This is a genomic window from Ensifer sp. 2TAB8 (assembly GCF_052115125.1).
GTDB lineage: Bacteria > Pseudomonadota > Alphaproteobacteria > Rhizobiales > Rhizobiaceae > Ensifer.
Map to the genome: position 1 here is coordinate 145,829 of NZ_JBFRGB010000008.1, position 16,340 is coordinate 162,168.

At 64.4% G+C, this 16,340-nt stretch carries 17 protein-coding genes; 10 read left to right on the forward strand and 7 right to left on the reverse strand.

Annotation, left to right across the window (positions count from 1 at the left end; translation table 11 throughout):
* Positions 1-104: 104 nt before the first annotated feature.
* From AB4Z53_RS15730 to AB4Z53_RS15765, 8 genes are all read left to right on the forward strand, one after another.
* Positions 105-1,013: a helix-turn-helix domain-containing protein gene (locus AB4Z53_RS15730; RefSeq protein WP_113539747.1), complete on the forward strand. Its 909-nt coding sequence runs from the start codon at positions 105-107 to the stop codon at positions 1,011-1,013.
* A 145-nt stretch (positions 1,014-1,158) separates the two neighbouring features.
* A complete protein-coding gene (locus AB4Z53_RS15735) occupies positions 1,159-1,809 on the forward strand; it encodes a hydrolase (protein ID WP_441596568.1) in 651 nt (216 codons plus the stop codon).
* Between the two features lie 83 nt (positions 1,810-1,892).
* A complete protein-coding gene (locus AB4Z53_RS15740) occupies positions 1,893-2,186 on the forward strand; it encodes a XapX domain-containing protein (protein ID WP_113539745.1) in 294 nt (97 codons plus the stop codon).
* Positions 2,186-4,168 (forward strand): amidohydrolase, encoded by a 1,983-nt coding sequence (locus AB4Z53_RS15745; RefSeq protein ID WP_441596632.1) that lies wholly within the window; start codon positions 2,186-2,188, stop codon positions 4,166-4,168. Before AB4Z53_RS15740 ends, AB4Z53_RS15745 begins: the two co-directional genes overlap by 1 nt.
* Positions 4,169-4,191: 23 nt before the next feature.
* Entirely contained in the window at positions 4,192-4,404 is a 213-nt protein-coding gene (locus AB4Z53_RS15750; RefSeq protein WP_113539744.1) for a hypothetical protein, read from the forward strand.
* Positions 4,405-4,454: 50 nt separating this feature from the next.
* A complete protein-coding gene (locus tag AB4Z53_RS15755; protein WP_113539743.1) occupies positions 4,455-4,913 on the forward strand; it encodes a DoxX family protein in 459 nt (152 codons plus the stop codon).
* Complete coding sequence (locus AB4Z53_RS15760; protein ID WP_441596569.1) at positions 4,910-6,508, forward strand: MFS transporter; 1,599 nt, start codon at positions 4,910-4,912, stop codon at positions 6,506-6,508. Before AB4Z53_RS15755 ends, AB4Z53_RS15760 begins: the two co-directional genes overlap by 4 nt.
* Before the next feature lie 87 nt (positions 6,509-6,595).
* Complete coding sequence (locus tag AB4Z53_RS15765; RefSeq protein WP_113539741.1) at positions 6,596-7,426, forward strand: alpha/beta fold hydrolase; 831 nt, start codon at positions 6,596-6,598, stop codon at positions 7,424-7,426.
* A 94-nt stretch (positions 7,427-7,520) separates the two neighbouring features.
* Here the strand turns inward: AB4Z53_RS15765 and AB4Z53_RS15770 are convergent, their stop codons facing one another.
* Positions 7,521-8,414 (reverse strand): LysR family transcriptional regulator, encoded by an 894-nt coding sequence (locus AB4Z53_RS15770; protein ID WP_113539862.1) that lies wholly within the window; start codon positions 8,412-8,414, stop codon positions 7,521-7,523.
* Between the two features lie 103 nt (positions 8,415-8,517).
* Between AB4Z53_RS15770 and AB4Z53_RS15775 the strand changes: the two genes are divergently transcribed.
* Positions 8,518-9,711, forward strand: coding sequence for an MFS transporter (locus AB4Z53_RS15775; protein ID WP_441596570.1), 1,194 nt, complete (start codon positions 8,518-8,520; stop codon positions 9,709-9,711).
* Positions 9,712-9,719: 8 nt separating this feature from the next.
* Here the strand turns inward: AB4Z53_RS15775 and AB4Z53_RS15780 are convergent, their stop codons facing one another.
* Both AB4Z53_RS15780 and AB4Z53_RS15785 read right to left on the reverse strand, forming a co-directional pair.
* Positions 9,720-10,364, reverse strand: coding sequence for a Vgb family protein (locus tag AB4Z53_RS15780; protein ID WP_113539861.1), 645 nt, complete (start codon positions 10,362-10,364; stop codon positions 9,720-9,722).
* 10 nt (positions 10,365-10,374) lie between these two features.
* Positions 10,375-11,595 (reverse strand): helix-turn-helix domain-containing protein, encoded by a 1,221-nt coding sequence (locus tag AB4Z53_RS15785; RefSeq protein WP_441596571.1) that lies wholly within the window; start codon positions 11,593-11,595, stop codon positions 10,375-10,377.
* Between the two features lie 323 nt (positions 11,596-11,918).
* On the opposite strand from AB4Z53_RS15785, the gene AB4Z53_RS15790 reads away from it, so the two are divergent.
* Entirely contained in the window at positions 11,919-13,133 is a 1,215-nt protein-coding gene (locus tag AB4Z53_RS15790) for an MFS transporter (protein WP_441596572.1), read from the forward strand.
* Positions 13,134-13,227: 94 nt separating this feature from the next.
* Here the strand turns inward: AB4Z53_RS15790 and AB4Z53_RS15795 are convergent, their stop codons facing one another.
* The 4 genes from AB4Z53_RS15795 to AB4Z53_RS15810 form a co-directional block, all read right to left on the reverse strand.
* On the reverse strand, positions 13,228-14,532 hold the full coding sequence (locus AB4Z53_RS15795) for a CynX/NimT family MFS transporter (protein ID WP_441596573.1): 1,305 nt from the start codon (positions 14,530-14,532) through the stop codon (positions 13,228-13,230).
* Positions 14,529-15,206, reverse strand: coding sequence for a FadR/GntR family transcriptional regulator (locus AB4Z53_RS15800; RefSeq protein WP_441596574.1), 678 nt, complete (start codon positions 15,204-15,206; stop codon positions 14,529-14,531). Before AB4Z53_RS15800 ends, AB4Z53_RS15795 begins: the two co-directional genes overlap by 4 nt.
* A 214-nt stretch (positions 15,207-15,420) precedes the next feature.
* Positions 15,421-15,762, reverse strand: a complete 342-nt coding sequence (locus tag AB4Z53_RS15805; protein WP_113539735.1) for a slr1659 superfamily regulator — start codon at positions 15,760-15,762, stop codon at positions 15,421-15,423.
* A gap of 13 nt (positions 15,763-15,775) precedes the next feature.
* Entirely contained in the window at positions 15,776-16,336 is a 561-nt protein-coding gene (locus tag AB4Z53_RS15810; protein WP_113539734.1) for a slr1658 superfamily regulator, read from the reverse strand.
* Positions 16,337-16,340: the final 4 nt, after the last annotated feature.

Genomic DNA, 16,340 nt, shown 5'->3' on the forward strand with positions numbered 1-16,340 from the left:
AATTGCGTGCACGTTTCCCATGCGCACGGCGATCCGCATCCTTCGTTTTCATCGTCACGGCAGGAGGCATTGCCGGGTAGGCTCGACACACAGGAGCGAAGACGATGACGAATGCTTCCTCTGCCTCGGCCGGAGCGCGACCGCGCGACAGTCTCGGATGCTCGCTCGACCTGCTCGATGACAACAGGACGATCGAAGGCCGAGATGTGGTCTTCCATCGCAAGCGGTCGACAGCGGGACCGCCGGGCCAGGTGACGACGCCTGGCAACGGGCGTGGCTATCTGATCGGCCTGTCGCTTGTGGGCGGTCATAGCCGCCGGGTTTTCGGAGCGCATCACACTGCGACCCAGGAGTTCGGCCAAAACGCGATCTACGTCAGGAACTTTGCCGACGATTACAAGGCGGATCTCAAAGGGTCCTTCGATTTCACCTTGCTCGAAATCGGCCACGGTGCGCTGGAGCGCATCGCTGACGCCGCAAATGTTTCCGGCGTCAGCGAGCTGCGGTCCGTCTCCGCCTCGCCCGATCCGGTTCTCGGCGGCATGCTCGGCGCCCTGTTTGCGTCGGTAGACGGTCACACGGATCGAAGCGCGCTCTTCGTCGACCAGCTCTCGGTGGCGATCGGCGTGCATATGGTGCGGCAGTACGGCAATGGCCGCGGCGACAGCTTGGCCGGGGGACGCAGGCTCTCCCAGCGCTGCCAGGCAAAGATCCGCGATCTGGTGCAAGCCCGGCTCGATGGCGAGCTCACGGTCGAGGAATTGGCCCAAACATGCAATCTGTCGCAGGCGGCTTTTCTGCGTGCCTTTCGCGAGACCATGGGCAGCACGCCCTACCGCTGGCTGCTGCAGCAGAGGATCGAAAAGGCCAAGGATCTGTTGCAGTTCTCTCCCTCATCCCTGAGTGAAATTGCCGTCGTCTGCGGCTTTTCGGACCAGAGCCACTTTACCCGGGCCTTCGCGCAGGCGGCGGGGGCGACGCCGCGCCAGTGGCGGCGCAGCCGGCAGTCGTAACCCACTGAATATACACGCGCGCCGCCGCGGCAAGGCGAGCGAAATTTTCAAAAATCCATCTTTGGCGACAAGAACGAGAGCGCGGTCGGCGGCATAGTTGGGCTTCTCCAGTCGGAGTCAGTTTCAACAGAAAGAGGTCTGGACCATGTCCGCGACAGCGACCCCCGGCAAACTCCTCGTCTCGCCTAGGGATCACACCCTGATCATGATCGATTTTCAGTCGCAGATGTCTTTTGCGACCAAGTCGATCGATGCGGTGCTCCTGCGCAACAATGCAGCACTTGTCGCCCATGCGGCGGCGGGTTTCGGCGTTTCGACCATCCTCACGACTGTTGCCGAAAAGACCTTCTCCGGCCCGATGTTCTCCGAGATCACCGATGCCTTCCCCGACCAGATGCTTCTGGACCGCACCTCGATGAACACCTGGGAAGACGGTGCCGTGATCGAAGAGGTCAATCGCATCGGCAAGAAGCGCCTTGTCATGTGCGGGCTGTGGACGTCGGTCTGCATCGTCGGCCCGGCGCTCTCGGCGCTCGATCAGGGCTTCGAGGTCTATGTCATCGCGGACGCCTGCGGCGACGTCTCGGATGAGGCGCATGAGCGGGCGATGGACCGCATGGTGCAGGCCGGTGTCCGCCCGATGACTTCGCTGCAGTACATGCTCGAGCTTCAGCGCGACTGGGCGCGCACCGAGACCTACGAGATGACCACCGGCATCGCCCAGAAGTTCGGCGGTTCGTACGGCCTCGGCATCATCTATGCCAAGTCGATGTTCGGCGCGTCCGAAGGCCACTGACAGAACGCTTCTGCGCTCTAGATTAACGCTCTGGCCACAACGATGCGGCCGGGGCGACACTGTCATTCGCGAAGGAGTTGGCGATGAAGATGTATCTTCTCTCGCTCGGAGCCGGGCTGCTCGTCGGCGTCATCTATTCCCTCTTGAACGTCCGCTCGCCGGCGCCGCCTGTCATTGCGCTCGTCGGATTGCTCGGCATCCTCATCGGGGAGCAATCGGTCCCGCTGGTCAAGCGCGCCCTGTCGGGCGAACCGGTCAATCTCAGCTGGTTCAACATGCAGTGCATGCCGCACATGTTCGGCCATCTCCCTGGGGGCGGGCAGGCCAGTGCCGGCACGGCGAAGGACGCAGCCGTCAACGACGAAAGGGCCGGATGATGCCCACCCGACGCACGTTCCTCGGCGCAGCCTCATCGCTTGCCCTGCCTGCTCTCTTTTCGTCGGCCCGCACCGCCGGCGCCCAACAGTCCGGAGACACCACGATGACGCCCGATCTCATTCTGCACAACGGCCTTGTCACGACGCTCGATCGTGCCAATCCGACTGCCACCGCCATTGCCATCGCCGACGGCCTCATTCTTGCGGTCGGCGACGACCGGGCGATCATGGCGCCTTCAGGCCCGGGCACCCGGGTGATCGACCTCAAGGGCAAGCGCGTGCTGCCGGGTCTCAACGACAACCATACCCACGTCGTGCGCGGCGGCCTGAACTTCAACATGGAGCTGCGCTGGGACGGCGTGCGCTCGCTCGCCGATGCGATGGCGATGCTGAAGCGGCAGGTGGCGATCACGCCGGCGCCGCAATGGGTGCGGGTCGTCGGCGGTTTCACCGAGCATCAGTTTGCGGAAAAGCGCCTGCCGACGATCGACGAGATCAATGCGGTCGCGCCGGATACGCCGGTGTTCCTGCTGCACCTCTACGACCGGGCGCTGCTCAATGCCGCAGCACTCCGGGCGGTCGGCTATACCAGGGATACGCCGAACCCGCCGGGCGGCGAGATCACCCGGGATGCCAATGGCAACCCGACCGGCCTGCTCCTGGCCAAGCCCAATGCCGGCATCCTCTATTCGACACTCGCCAAGGGGCCGAAACTGCCCTTCGACTATCAGGTCAACTCCACCCGCCATTTCATGCGCGAGCTCAACCGCTTGGGGGTCACCAGCGTCATCGACGCCGGCGGCGGCTTCCAGAACTATCCGGATGACTACGCCGTCATCCAGAAGCTCGCCGACGAAGGCCAGATGACCGTCCGGCTCGCCTACAACCTCTTCACCCAGAAGCCGAAAGAGGAAAAGGAGGACTTCCTGAAGTGGACCTCCTCGGTCAAATACAAGCAGGGCAGCGACTACTTCCGCCACAATGGCGCCGGCGAGATGCTGGTCTTCTCGGCAGCCGATTTCGAGGACTTTCGCGAGCCGCGCCCGGACATGCCGCCGGAGATGGAGGGCGAACTCGAAGAGGTGGTGCGGATCCTCGCCGAGAACCGCTGGCCCTGGCGCCTGCATGCGACCTATGACGAAACCATCAGCCGCGCGCTCGATGTCTTCGAGAAGGTCAACCAGGATATACCGCTCACCGGCATCAACTGGTTCTTCGACCACGCCGAGACGATCTCCGACCGGTCGATCGACCGGATCGCAGCGCTGGGCGGCGGCATCGCCGTCCAGCATCGCATGGCCTATCAGGGCGAATACTTCGTCGAGCGCTATGGCCACGGTGCAGCCGAAGCGACACCGCCGGTGGCAAAGATGCTGGAAAAGGGCGTCAACGTCTCTGCCGGTACCGATGCGACCCGCGTCGCCTCCTACAACCCTTGGGTCTCGCTGTCCTGGATGGTGACCGGCAAGACGGTCGGCGGCCTGCAGCTCTATCCGCGCGCCAACTGCCTCGACCGCGAGACGGCGCTTCGGATGTGGACCGAGAAGGTGCAGTGGTTCTCCAACGAGGAGGGCAAGAAGGGGCGCATCGAGAAGGGGCAGTTCGCCGACCTGATCGTGCCGAACAAGGACTACTTCCACTGCGCCGAGGACGAGATCTCGTTCCTGACCTCGGACCTGACCATGGTCGGCGGCAAGATCGTCTATGCGGCGGGAGACTTCGCCGCCCACGACGAGAACACGGTGCCGCCGGCGATGCCCGACTGGTCGCCGGTCCGCACCTTCGGCGGCTATGCCGCCTGGGGCGAGCCCGACGGTGCGGGCAAGAACTCGCTGCGGTGCACCGCCATCACGGCGTGCGGCTGCGCCAGCAACTGCGGCGTCCATGGTCACGACCATGCCGGCGCCTGGACGTCAAAGCTGCCGATTGGCGATCTCAAGGGCTTCTTCGGGGCGCTCGGCTGCTCCTGCTGGGCCGTGTGACGATGAAGGAAGGGAGACGCGAAATGAGAACGATCGTCGGCGCTGTCGCGATGGCTGCCTCCATCCTGATCACTTCTTCGGCCGCACTCGGCGGTGATGGTGCACCTGCAAAGGATAACAAGCGCCCCTCTTGGGCGAAGGTCGTGGTGAACCAATCGCCAGCGAAGGCGGGTGCCTATTACAAAGGCATTTCCCGGACCGCGTTCAGCAACTCGAAATGGCCGCAAACGCGATGAGGGCGGCCTAGCCGTCCGTTAAGCCGACGACCATCTGACAAGGAACCCAAATGCCGAGCCTGTCTTCTCTCGAAAACAATCTTGCTGCCCGCCTGCGATCGGTGCTCACCAACCGGTGGATCGTATTCATCGGCCTGCTGGCGCTCTGCTCGGCCTACATCCAGGGACCGTTGACGAAGATACTCGACTTTCCGGGCGCGCTGGCCGAGATGGATCACTTCGGCCTGCATCCGGCGCCGCTCTTTGCCATCGGGGTAATCGTCTTCGAGCTTCTGATGTCGGCCCTCATTCTCACGGGGTTCTATCGCTGGGCGGCGGCAATCGCGCTCGCGGCCTTCACGCTCGCCGCAACTTTCCTCGCTTTCCGCTTCTGGGAGCTGCCGCCGGGCATGGATCGTGCGATGGCGACGAACGGCTTCTTCGAGCATATCGGCCTGGCGGGTGCCTTCCTGCTCGTCGCCTGCTACGATCTGCGCGAACGGGCATCCGCAGGGAGGGCTTCGCAGTGACGGCAGCGAAAGAGAGCGCTGGCACGTTTGCGCCGTTGCGGCAGAAGGTTTTTGCGGTCCTGTGGGTCGCAACGATCATCGGCAATACCGGCAGCTTTGTCCGTGATGTCGCGAGCTCCTGGCTTGTCACCGACCTATCGGCGACTCCGGCCGCCGTTTCCATGGTTCAGGCGGCAGCGACGCTGCCGATCTTCCTGCTCGCCATTCCTGCAGGGGTGCTCTCGGATATTCTCGACCGGCGCAAGTTCCTGATCGCCGTGCAGTTCCTGCTTGCATCCGCAAGTCTCTGCCTGCTGTTTCTCTCCGCCACGGGCCTGCAGTCCGTGAGCTCGCTGATTGCCCTGACCTTCGTTGGCGGCATAGGGGCCGCTCTCGTCGCCCCCACCTGGCAGGCGATCGTGCCGGAACTCGTTCTGCGGCAGGACGTCAAGGGCGCGGTGGCGCTGAACTCGCTCGGCATCAACATCGCCCGCGCGATCGGACCCGCGCTCGGCGGTCTGCTGCTTGCCTGGCTCGGTGCAGCCGTCACCTACGGTGTCGATGTCATCAGCTATGTCTTCGTCATTGCTGCGCTTCTCTGGTGGCGGCGCGGCGTATCAGACGACGATGCCCTTGCGGAGCGCTTCTTCGGCGCCTTCCGGGCGGGCTTGCGCTATGCGCGCGCCAGCCATGAGTTGCACGTGGTCCTGCTGCGTGCAGCGGTGTTCTTCGCCTTTTCGAGTGCGATCTGGGCGCTGCTGCCGCTGGTCGCCCGGCAGCTTCTCGGCGGTGGCGCCAGCTTCTACGGTATCCTGCTCGGCGCCGTCGGCGCGGGTGCAATCGGCGGCGCGCTGGTGATGCCGCGCCTTCGTGCCCGGATGGATGCAGACGGGTTGCTGCTGATGTCGGCGGTGCTCACGGCTGCGGTGATGGGCGTACTCTCGTTCGCACCGGCGCAATGGGTGGCGGTTGTCGCCTTGCTGGTTTGCGGTGCCGCCTGGATAACGGCGCTGACGACGTTGAACAGCACCGCGCAAGCCATCCTTCCCAACTGGGTGCGGGGGCGCACGCTCGCCGTCTATCTCACGGTCTTCAACGGAGCCATGACCGGCGGCAGCCTGGCCTGGGGCGCCATCGCCGAGGCGATCGGCGTGCCCTTCACGCTCGCGGTGGCGGCCATCGGCCTTCTTTGCGTCGGGTTCGTTTTCCACGCCATGAAACTGCCGAAGGGCGAAGCGGACCTTATTCCCTCCAACCACTGGCCGGAGCCGCTGACCAGCGAGCCGGTCGAACACGATCGCGGCCCCGTGCTCGTGCTGATCGAGTACACGATTGACAAGGCGGATCGCTCCGAGTTTCTGCAGGCGCTCGCCCGCCTGTCGCACGAGCGCCGCCGCGACGGCGCCTATGGCTGGGGCGTGACCGAGGACGCGGCTGATAGCGGCCGCATGGTGGAGTGGTTCATGGTCGAGTCCTGGGCCGAACATCTGCGCCAGCACAAGCGCGTCTCCAAGGCCGATGCGGATGTCCAGGAGGACGTTCGTCGCTTTCATAAAGGACCGGCGGTGCCGGTCGTACACCACCTTCTCGCGATCAACCGACCTCATCTCGGTTGAAGCGGGTTGCGTTCCCTGGCGCCAGTGCCGGCGCCGTGGAGCGTGCCAGGCATACCACCCTAGAACCCTAACAAAGGAACCGCTCCCATGACCGAGAGCTACGTCAGGACTGATGATGGCGTCGATATCTTCTACAAGGATTGGGGCTCGGGCCAGCCAATCGTCTTTCACCACGGCTGGCCGCTATCGGCAGACGATTGGGACGCGCAGATGCTCTATTTCGTCAACAAGGGCTTTCGCGTCATTGCCCATGACCGCCGTGGCCACGGCCGCTCGACGCAGGTGAGCGAAGGTCATGACATCGCGCATTACGCCAAGGATGTTGCGGCACTGACCAACAAGCTCGGTCTGAGCGATGCGATTCATATCGGCCACTCCACCGGAGGCGGTGAAGCGGTTGCCTATGTGGCGCGTCACGGCGGCGGCAGGGTCGCCAAGCTGATCATCGTCGGTGCTGTGCCGCCGATCATGGTAAAGACGGCGAACAACCCGGGCGGCCTGCCGATCGAGGTGTTCGACGGCTTCCGTGCGGCGCTTGCCGCCAACCGGGCGCAGTTCTTCCTCGACGTTCCGGCCGGCCCCTTCTACGGCTACAACCGGCCGGGTGCCGAGGCATCCGAAGGCGTGATCCGCAACTGGTGGCGCCAGGGCATGATGGGCAGCGCCAAGGCCCATTACGAGGGCATCAAGGCCTTCTCGGAAACCGACTTCACCGAAGACCTCAAGGCGATCGAAGTCCCAACGCTGGTCATGCATGGCGATGACGACCAGATCGTGCCGATCGACGACAGCGCGCGGCTTGCCGTCAAGTTGCTGAAGAACGGCACGCTCAAGGTCTATGAGGGCTACGCCCACGGCATGCTGACGACCCATGCCGACGTCATCAATCCTGACCTGCTTGCCTTCATCAAGGCCTAAAAGGCTGGCATGATCCGCAGCGTCCCGGTACCGCGGACCGTGCCGGGACAGATCTTGATGCCCGCACCGTGTTGAGCGGTGCGGGTTTTATCATTCAGGCGCTTGCCTTGGCGGTTTTGCCAAGGGCGCCCACCAACCGGTCGATGAACACGCGCACCTTGGGCGCGACCAGTTTCGTCGTCGGGTACACGGCCCAGATCGCCAGTGTCTCAGGTGCGGCGTCTTCGAGGCGGATGCGTATCAGCCGCCCTGCATCGAGCGCATCGGCAATGTTCCAGTCGGAGAGCAGGGTGATGCCGGCGCCGGCGAGACACGCCGCGTGGCATCCTTCGATGCTTGTCGACGAGAATCGGCTCTGCAATCGTACATGCGTCTCGTCCCCGGCGCTCACAAAGGTCCAATGATTGACGCCGTGCAAGGGCAGGCATTGATGGTTGATGAGATCGCCCGTGGTCCGTGGCCTCCCGTGTTTCTCGACATAGGATGGCGAAGCGACGAGGGAGCGCGGGTTTTCGGCCAGTTTTTTGGCGATCAGGCTGCTGTCCTTCAGGCGTGCGATGCGGATCGCCAGATCGATGCCCGACGCTACCAGATCCGGCATGGTGTCGCTCATATCGAGTGCGACCTTGAGCCCGGGATGATGGTCAAGCAACGAGGGCATGAGCGGAGCAATCAGTTTGGTCGAAAAGGCAACCGGCGCCGAAACGCGCAGGAGCCCGGTCGCCCCCTCATCGCCGCCCTTGAGCAGCGTTCGCGCCTGCTGCTCGGTTTCGAGAAGCGCCTGGGCATAGGGCAGAAAGGTCTCCCCCTCCGGTGTCAGCGACAGCGAGCGGGTGGTGCGATGCATCAGCCGGGCACCAAGCGTCTGCTCCAGGGCTGCGAGCCGCCGCGTCGCGATCATGGGTGTGATGCCAAGCCGTCGCGCGGCCTCGGCGAGACTGCCGCCGCTTGCCGCTGCCGTGAAGACGAGGACTTCTTCGAGGTTCATTGTATCGAATTTCGATATTCTGGTATCAATAATCGCGACACTACAGCGAAAATCGATGATACGATAGATCAAGCCCATCTCCCCAATGAGAAGGGCAAGTGAAATGGATACCAACGAAACGGAGCATTCCGGCCTCTGCCGAGCCCGCCTCTATGCCATGGCCGTCGCCAGCGGCATCGCTGTCGCAAACATCTACAACAATCAGCCGCTGCTCGGCCTCATCGAGGCCGAGTTTCCCGGTGAGCCGGCCATTGGCCTGCTGCCGACGGCGACGCAGCTTGGCTACGCACTGGGCCTGCTGCTTCTGCTGCCGCTCGGCGATATCGTCCGACGGCGGCGGCTGATCGTCGGCCAGTTCCTGGCGATTGCGATCGCGGCCGCTGCTGCAGCTTTGGCGCCGTCATCCATCCTGCTGATCGTCGCCTCAGTGCTGCTGGGGGCCAGCGCCACTGTCGCGCAGCAAATCGTCCCGATCGCTGCGATGCTCTCTACGCCTGACAAACGGGGTGCGGCGATCGGTACGGTCATGGCCGGCGTTTTGACCGGCATCCTGCTCAGCCGCACGATCTCCGGCTTCGTTGGCGCCCACGCCGGCTGGCGCGAGATGTTCTGGGCAAGCGTACCTCTTGCCCTTGCCGCCTCGCTTTTGATGGTCCGGACCTTGCCGGATCTGCGGTCCGCGTTGCGTTTGCCCTATCGCCAAGCCCTTGGTTCGCTCGTAACGCTTTGGCGACGCGAGCCCGCGCTCCGCCTGGCTTCCGTGGTGCAGGCGGCACTGTTCGCCTCTTTCACGGCATTCTGGACCGTGCTTGCACTTTATCTCGCGACACCGCGTTTCAATCTGGGCGCGGATGCTGCCGGCCTGTTCGGCATTGTCGGCGCGATCGGCGTCTTTGCAGCGCCAATCGCCGGCAGGCTGGCAGATCGACGGGGCGCACGGTCCGTCGTCTGGTTCGGGGCGGCGTTGACGCTCTCCGCCTGGGGCATTCTTGGCGTCTGGGCGTCGCTCGCCGGACTGGTGATTGGCGTCATCGTGCTCGATATCGGCATCCAGGTCGGGCTGATCGCCAACCAGCATATCATCTATGCGCTCGAGCCGGCGGCGCGCAGCCGCATCAATACCGTCTTCATGACCAGCATGTTTCTTGGGGGATCGGCAGGTTCGGCCCTGTCCTTCGCCGCCTGGAGCTATGGGGGCTGGTTCGGTGTCAGCGCGCTCGGTTTCGGGCTTGCGGGTCTGGCGCTCGCTGGCATGCTGCTAGCTCGGCGAGCGGCCAGGCTGGCGATCTCGCGCTGACGGCGAGGCTAGGGCGCGCGCTTCTTCGGCCGGCGGACGGCCCGGATCGTTCCGCTTGTACCGCCACCGCAGAAGAAGCGGTCACCGCCATCGGACTCCAGTCCGGAGACACCGAAACCCCGCGGCATCACGATCCGTTCAAGCACAGACCCCGTTTCGGGGTCGATACGCCTCAAGTCGCTGTCGTCGCCTTCCCAGGTGCCGTGCCAGAGCTCACCGTCGATCCAGGTGACGCCTGTCACGACGCGCTTGGATTCGATGGTGCGCAGGATAGCGCCGGTCTCCGGATCGATCTGATGAATCCGCCGGCCCCGATGCTGTCCGACCCAAAGGGTACCCTCTGCCCAGGCAAGGCCGGAATCGCCGCCCCCACCGGGCGCGGGGATGGTTGCCAGTACGCGGCCGCTGGAGGGATCGATCTTCTGGATGCGGTCCTCGGCGATCTGGAACAGATGCTTGCCGTCGAAGGCAGTGCCGGCATGGGCTGCGACATCGATCGAGCGCACCGGCGTCCCGCTTTCGGGATTGAGCGCATTGATCTTGTCGCCGGAGGCAAACCAGATGTTCTCACCGTCGAAGGTGACGCCGTGCACTTGGTCGGCCCCGGGGAAGGGGCCATATTCGCGGAGGATTTCGGCTTCGGATCGTTTCATGGTCTCCATCCTAATCGCTTAGCAGTGGGCCCGGGAGTAACAAGACTGTCGGGAATGTCGGCACCGGCGGGATCACCCAGCGTCGCGCCCGCCCGCGACCGACTGGAAACACCTTCTTTTCCGCGGAAAGCTCTTCGAGCGCCCGCTGTACGGTGCGGGGGCTGGCGTCGAGCGCGATCGCGAGGGCGGAACTCGACCATGCCTCGCCGTCGCCGAGCAGCGCGAGCACGGCCGCATGCCGCTCATCGACCGGCGGTGCCAGCACCATGACTGCGTGATTACCTTGGGGAGCCAGCCGGAAACCGTCGCTGGTCGCGCTGATATCCGCGAAAGCACGGAGTTCGTCGCGAAGCCGGCCGATCTCGACCCTCAGTCTTGCGCGATGGGACTCGTCGACATGTTTCGCCCCGAAGGCACGGGCGAGCAAGGCGCGCCGCGAGACGTCGGCCGGCCAAGCCTCTCCGAGTGCCCGCACGAGCGCGAAGAGCACCGGTCGGGTTGAAAGCGAAACGGCGGCAGCTTCACGTCGGACCACATTCCGGCAGGCGTCGATGACGAGGGCGCCGGAAGCAAACAGGGTTTCGACTTCCTCAAGCCGCAGCAGGCGCGCGTCTCCGCCGGCCAGAAGCCGGGCGGCCGGCATCTCCAGCACGAGGGCCGCGCCTTCGACTTCGGCAACCAGCGCCGGTATACCGGTCGCGCGCGCCGCCTGGGTTGCCCGGGCGAAGGCGCTGGCCGCGGTAGCGGTCTGCAGTCGCCGCACGGCGATGCCGGCCACGGCAAGCTCGTGCGTGGCTCTCGCCGGCGGTGTCAGCCTGCCCGGATCGACACCGGCGAGCATCTGTTCGGCTTCGTCGAGACGGCCGATCAGCAGCAAGCGTCGAGCGCCGAGGTTGCGGGCGTGGGCGGCATTGAGGTGGTCGCCATGGGCTTCGAGCGTGGCGCGGGCGGTTTCGAGTGCCTTCATCGGCCAGGAGAGGTCTCGCGAGACGATGGCGATTTCCGCCTCGGCGACGATGCATCGCGCGCGGGCGACAGCCTCCTTCGGGCCAAAACCGCGCGCCGCCGCCTTCAACAGCGTCTTGGCGCGCACGAGATCGCCGAGCTGAGCCATCGCGATGCCGCGCAACGCCAAAGCCGGCGGGTCGTCGCGCAGGCCAACGCGCTTCAGCACGCCGAGCAGATCTCCGGCCGCCAGCGCCTGGCCAGCCGCGGTAATCAGCGAATCCATCTAAATCCCGTCACACTTGTCACTCCCCCCAACAGTGCTTCGGCCTCTATCTATTGCCTGAACGGCACGCGACAACAGAGAGGACCTTGGAAGCACAATCAAGTGGCTTGGATCCGAAGCGGTTGAAGGTGTGCCGCGCGACGCAGGCGAACCTGCAATATTTATGAAATTCTGCAAGATGCGATGTCGGCTTTGCGTCGGCGCCTGCGTCTTACAGCAACCAGCAAGAGGAGGTGCTGTGCACATCCGAACCTGCTGCGCGATCAGTTTGCACGTTATCGGCGCTGCCGGCCGTCTGACCGGGCGCCGCCAAGGAGATTGCAATGAGCAATTCGTTTTATCGTTGGGTCATCGTGGCGGCGGGCGGCCTGCTTGGCTGCCTGGCAATCGGCGCCATGTTCTCGCTTCCAGTCTTCCTGCTGCCGATCTCGCGTGACACCGGCTGGTCCGTCACCGGAGTCTCCAGCGCAATGACCATCGGCTTTTTGGCGATGGCATTCGCCAGCATCGCCTGGGGCAGTCTCTCCGATCGCTGGGGTGCGCGGCCGATCGTGCTCATCGGCTCGGTGCTTCTCGCCGTCAGCCTGATGGCGGCAAGCAGGGCGACATCGCTGATCGCCTTCCAGTTCGTCTTCGGCGTTGTCGTGGGTATCGCGACGGCGGCGATCTTCGCGCCGATGATGGCCTGCGTCACCGGCTGGTTCGATACGCATCGGAGCCTTGCGGTCTCGCTCGTTTCGGCCGGCATGGGCATGGCGCCGATGACGATGTCGCCTTTCGCGGCCTGGCTGGTTTCGGCCTACGATTGGAGAACAGCCCTGCAGATCATCGGCGTCGTCGTCGCCGTCGTGATGATTCCGGTCTCGCTTCTCGTTCGCAAGGCGCCGGCACTGGCTGGAGGGGCTGCGGCCGCCTCTCCGGAGGAAGAGGCGCAGTCGTCGATGACGACGAGCCAGGTGCTGAAATCGCCGCTCTTCATCATTCTGCTGCTGACAAACTTCTTTTGCTGCGCCACCCATTCCGGGCCGATCTTCCACACGGTGAGCTATGCCATCACCTGCGGCATTCCGGTGATGGCGGCAGTCTCGATCTATAGCGTCGAGGGGCTCGCCGGCATGGGTGGCCGCGTCGTCTTCGGCCTGCTCGGTGATCGCTTCGGGGCCAAGCGCGTGCTGGTTCTCGGGCTGCTGGCCCAGGCTTTCGGCGCGCTCGCCTATGTCTTTGCCGCGGGGCTCGGCTCGTTCTACGCCGTCGCCGCCCTGTTTGGCTTCATCTATGCCGGTGTCATGCCGCTCTATGCCGTGCTCGCCCGCGAGAACTTCCCCTTGCGGATGATGGGGACCGTGATCGGCGGAACGGCCATGGCCGGCAGCCTGGGCATGGCGACGGGACCGATTGCCGGTGGTCTGATCTATGATGCGCTGGCGAGCTATACTTGGCTTTACATCGGCTCCTGGGGCATCGGCCTTGGCGCGTTCCTGATCGCGCTCACCTTCAGGCCCGCGCCGCGATACCGGCAGGCGGTCGCTGCGGCATGACGCAACCGCGCTAGGGACCAATCGATCGGGCTCCGCCTGATAGGTGGAGCCCGATCATGTTGTTGTCCGTTTTTATCCGAGATGCTTTCCCGGCTTAGCGGTCGTCAACCTTCACCGTTCTTGCGCCGACATGAAGTGCCCGGCCGGCGCCCATGCCCATGATCGCCACACCGATGCCAAGGGCGATGAAGAGAACGGAACTCGCCGCAAAGCTGCCGGTCCAGCTGCGGATGAAGCCGACGAGCAGCGGACCGATGGCAGCGAGCACGTAACCGACGCCCTGCGCCATCCCAGAAAGATGCGCGGCGACGTGGGAATCGGGCGAGCGCAGCACGATGAGGGTCATCGCCGCGGCGATCAGGCCGCCCTGGCCGATCCCCTGAAGAACGGCCCAGACGAGCACTGTCGAAAGCGGCGCGAAAAGGATACCGATCAGCGCGATGACGGCAGCGGCGACGAGCGCCACGCAGACGGCGCGCTGGTCGCGGCGACGGACGGCGAACGAAGGCACAGCCAAGCAGGTAACGACCTGCATCATGATCGACGCGGATACGACGGCGCCGGCGGTTGCAGCATCGAGGCCGCGCTCGCGAAGGATCGGCGCCATCCAGCCGAAGACGCAATAGGCGAGCGCCGACTGCAGCCCCATGAACAGCGTCACCTGCCAGGCGAGGCGATCGCGCCAGAGGCCGACGACGCGGAAGCCGGTGTGACGGGCCTGCGCCTTGCCGCGCAAGGCCTGCGGTGCCCAGATCAAAAGCACGATTAGGGCAGGCACGGCCCAGGCGGCGAGCGCGCCGGACCAGGAGCCGACCACATGATGCTCGATCGTGAGCGTCAGGCCGGCGGCGCTGGCAGCACCCGCGCAGAGCGCCATGGTGTAGAGGCCCGTCATCATCGCGGCCCGATCGGGGAAGTCACGCTTGACGAGGCCGGGGAGAAGCACGTTGCCGACCGCGATCGCCGCACCGGCGGCGAAGGTCGCGATGAACAGCAACGGCACGGACTGGACGCCGCGCAGGCCGGTGCCCAGCGTCAGGAGCAACAGCACACCCAGAAGTGTGCGCTCGGCGCCGAAGCGTTGGGCGAGCTTTGGTGCAAGGGGCGCGAAGATGCCGAGGCAGACCACCGGCAGGGTGGTAAGCACGCTGGCGCCGGCGGTTGACAGGCCGGTTGCCTGCATCACCTCGGGCAGCAGCACCGAGAGGCTCGAAAACAGCGGCCGCAGGTTGAAGGCGATCAGGACGAGGCTCACGCCGAGAAGGATGCGGGCACGGCGGCTCAAGACCGGCGGTTGCGGTGCCGGCAGGCTGTCGGCCTCGGCGTCGATCAGCTGGTCTTCGAGGTCGAGTGGCTCGGCCGTCTCGGCCTTGTGAGGGTCGCGAAAAGTCTGGTTCATTGGGTCAAGAGCCGATCAAGTTCAGTGAGGACGGGCGCCATGAACGCCCGCACGGAGGCTGCGGCCTTGTCCGGATCACTGGTTGCAATCGCCTCGACGATCGCCGCATGCGCCCGGTCGTCCGGCTCGGGCAGATCGCCGCGAAGGGTCGAGTGGATGGTTTCGAGGATGGCCGAGGTAAAGAAATCATAGAGCTCGACGATCGCCCTGTTGCCCGATGCCTCGACGATCGATCTGTGGAAGGCGATGTCGCGTTGACCGAAGGCGTCGCGTCCACCATCGGTCACGGTGCCGCGGGCGCCAAGCAGCTTGAGCATGCGATCGAGGTCTTCAGGCGTATGGCGCAGCGCCGCCAGCCGTGCCGCCTCGACGTCGAGTGCCGCGCGTGCTTCCCACTGATCGCGAAGACCTGTGCGTTTGACCCGGTCGAGTGCGCCCGAGGCATCGACGGTGGAACGGACATAGGTGCCAGAGCCTTGGCGGGCGTCGAGCAGGCCCTTCGAGATTAGCACTCGAACGGCCTCACGCACGGTGCCGCGGCTGACCGCCAGCAGTTCCGTGAGCGCCGTCTCATTAGGTATGCGCTCGCCGACGGCCCAGCGGCCGCTGAGGATTTCCGCCCGCAGGCTTTCAGCCGTGCTTTCAGCGAGATTGGTGCGATTAATCGGTCGCATCGTCTGCTCATCAAGTCATCAGATGATTTTACCGATAAGCCGAGTTGATGCGCGAGTCAATCAGGGTAAGGCGCAGCCGAGGCCGAGCGGCGGTGAGTTCTTCCGCTGCGATCTGTCATTTCGGAAAAGCAACAGCCAGCGCTGCCGGCGGAGACCGGGAGCACTGACGTGAAGGATCGACTTGCGTGGGCCGCAATGCCGCCGAACAGCTATCTCAGTTGAGCCTGAGGTCGAGGCCTGGATGCAGCTTCTTGAGGTTCGGCAAAGATTTCGATTGCCACGGGATTTCGGAGGTCCCGCGCACCGTCAATTGCACGTTCGGGCGGTTGCGCGCCTCGATCGTCAGCTTGGCGAGTAGGTTGATCCCGGACGAGTTCAGAAACTGCAGTTCCGTGAGATCGATGGTGATGTGCTCAGGCTCGGTTTCCAGCACGCTCATGACGGTCGAGAAGATCGGGGCATAGGCTTCCGTTCCTGACAGCCGCATGGTGCCTTCGAAATGGATATCGTTGCCTTCGGACCAAACGCGATACTCTTCTTCGTCCTTATTTTCCATGTTCACCGGCTCATCAGTTCGAGAGGTCTGGGACCGCAATGGAGGCATAAGTCTCCAGCGAGGTTTCTCCGTCGTCTCCCCGGGCACCAAAAACCCAAGCGAAACGAACGCCATAATCGCTCATCAGCGTCAAAAGACCAAGCCCCGAGCCGCTCTTGCTGAGCCCGTTTGCATTGGCTTCGATACGCTCGATGAGCAGGTCTCCGGGGTCGCCGTCGGCGATCTCGGAAAGCAGGTCCTGAAAGCGCGCAGCCGCCTCGTTGTCGATGACGTTGGAGACTTTCGTGCGGAAGCTGTTTGCTTCGAGAGCGGCTTCTACCATAACCGCACCGGAGGCACGGAACTTCACCGCATTCTCGACCAGCTCGTTGGTCAGGTAGCCGATGTTGTGCCGGACTTCCCGATAGGTATTGCGCGAGGCGCGATAGCGCAGCGCCGCGAGCTCGGCCACGAAATCCGAAGCCATGGCGCAATGCTTCCAACTGAGGTCCAGCGGGCCGTCATAGAGGCGCAGCCGCGTCATCCTCTGGTGGGCGCCGATCGTCAGGTCCGCCAGTCCGTAGAGCGTGGTCATCTGA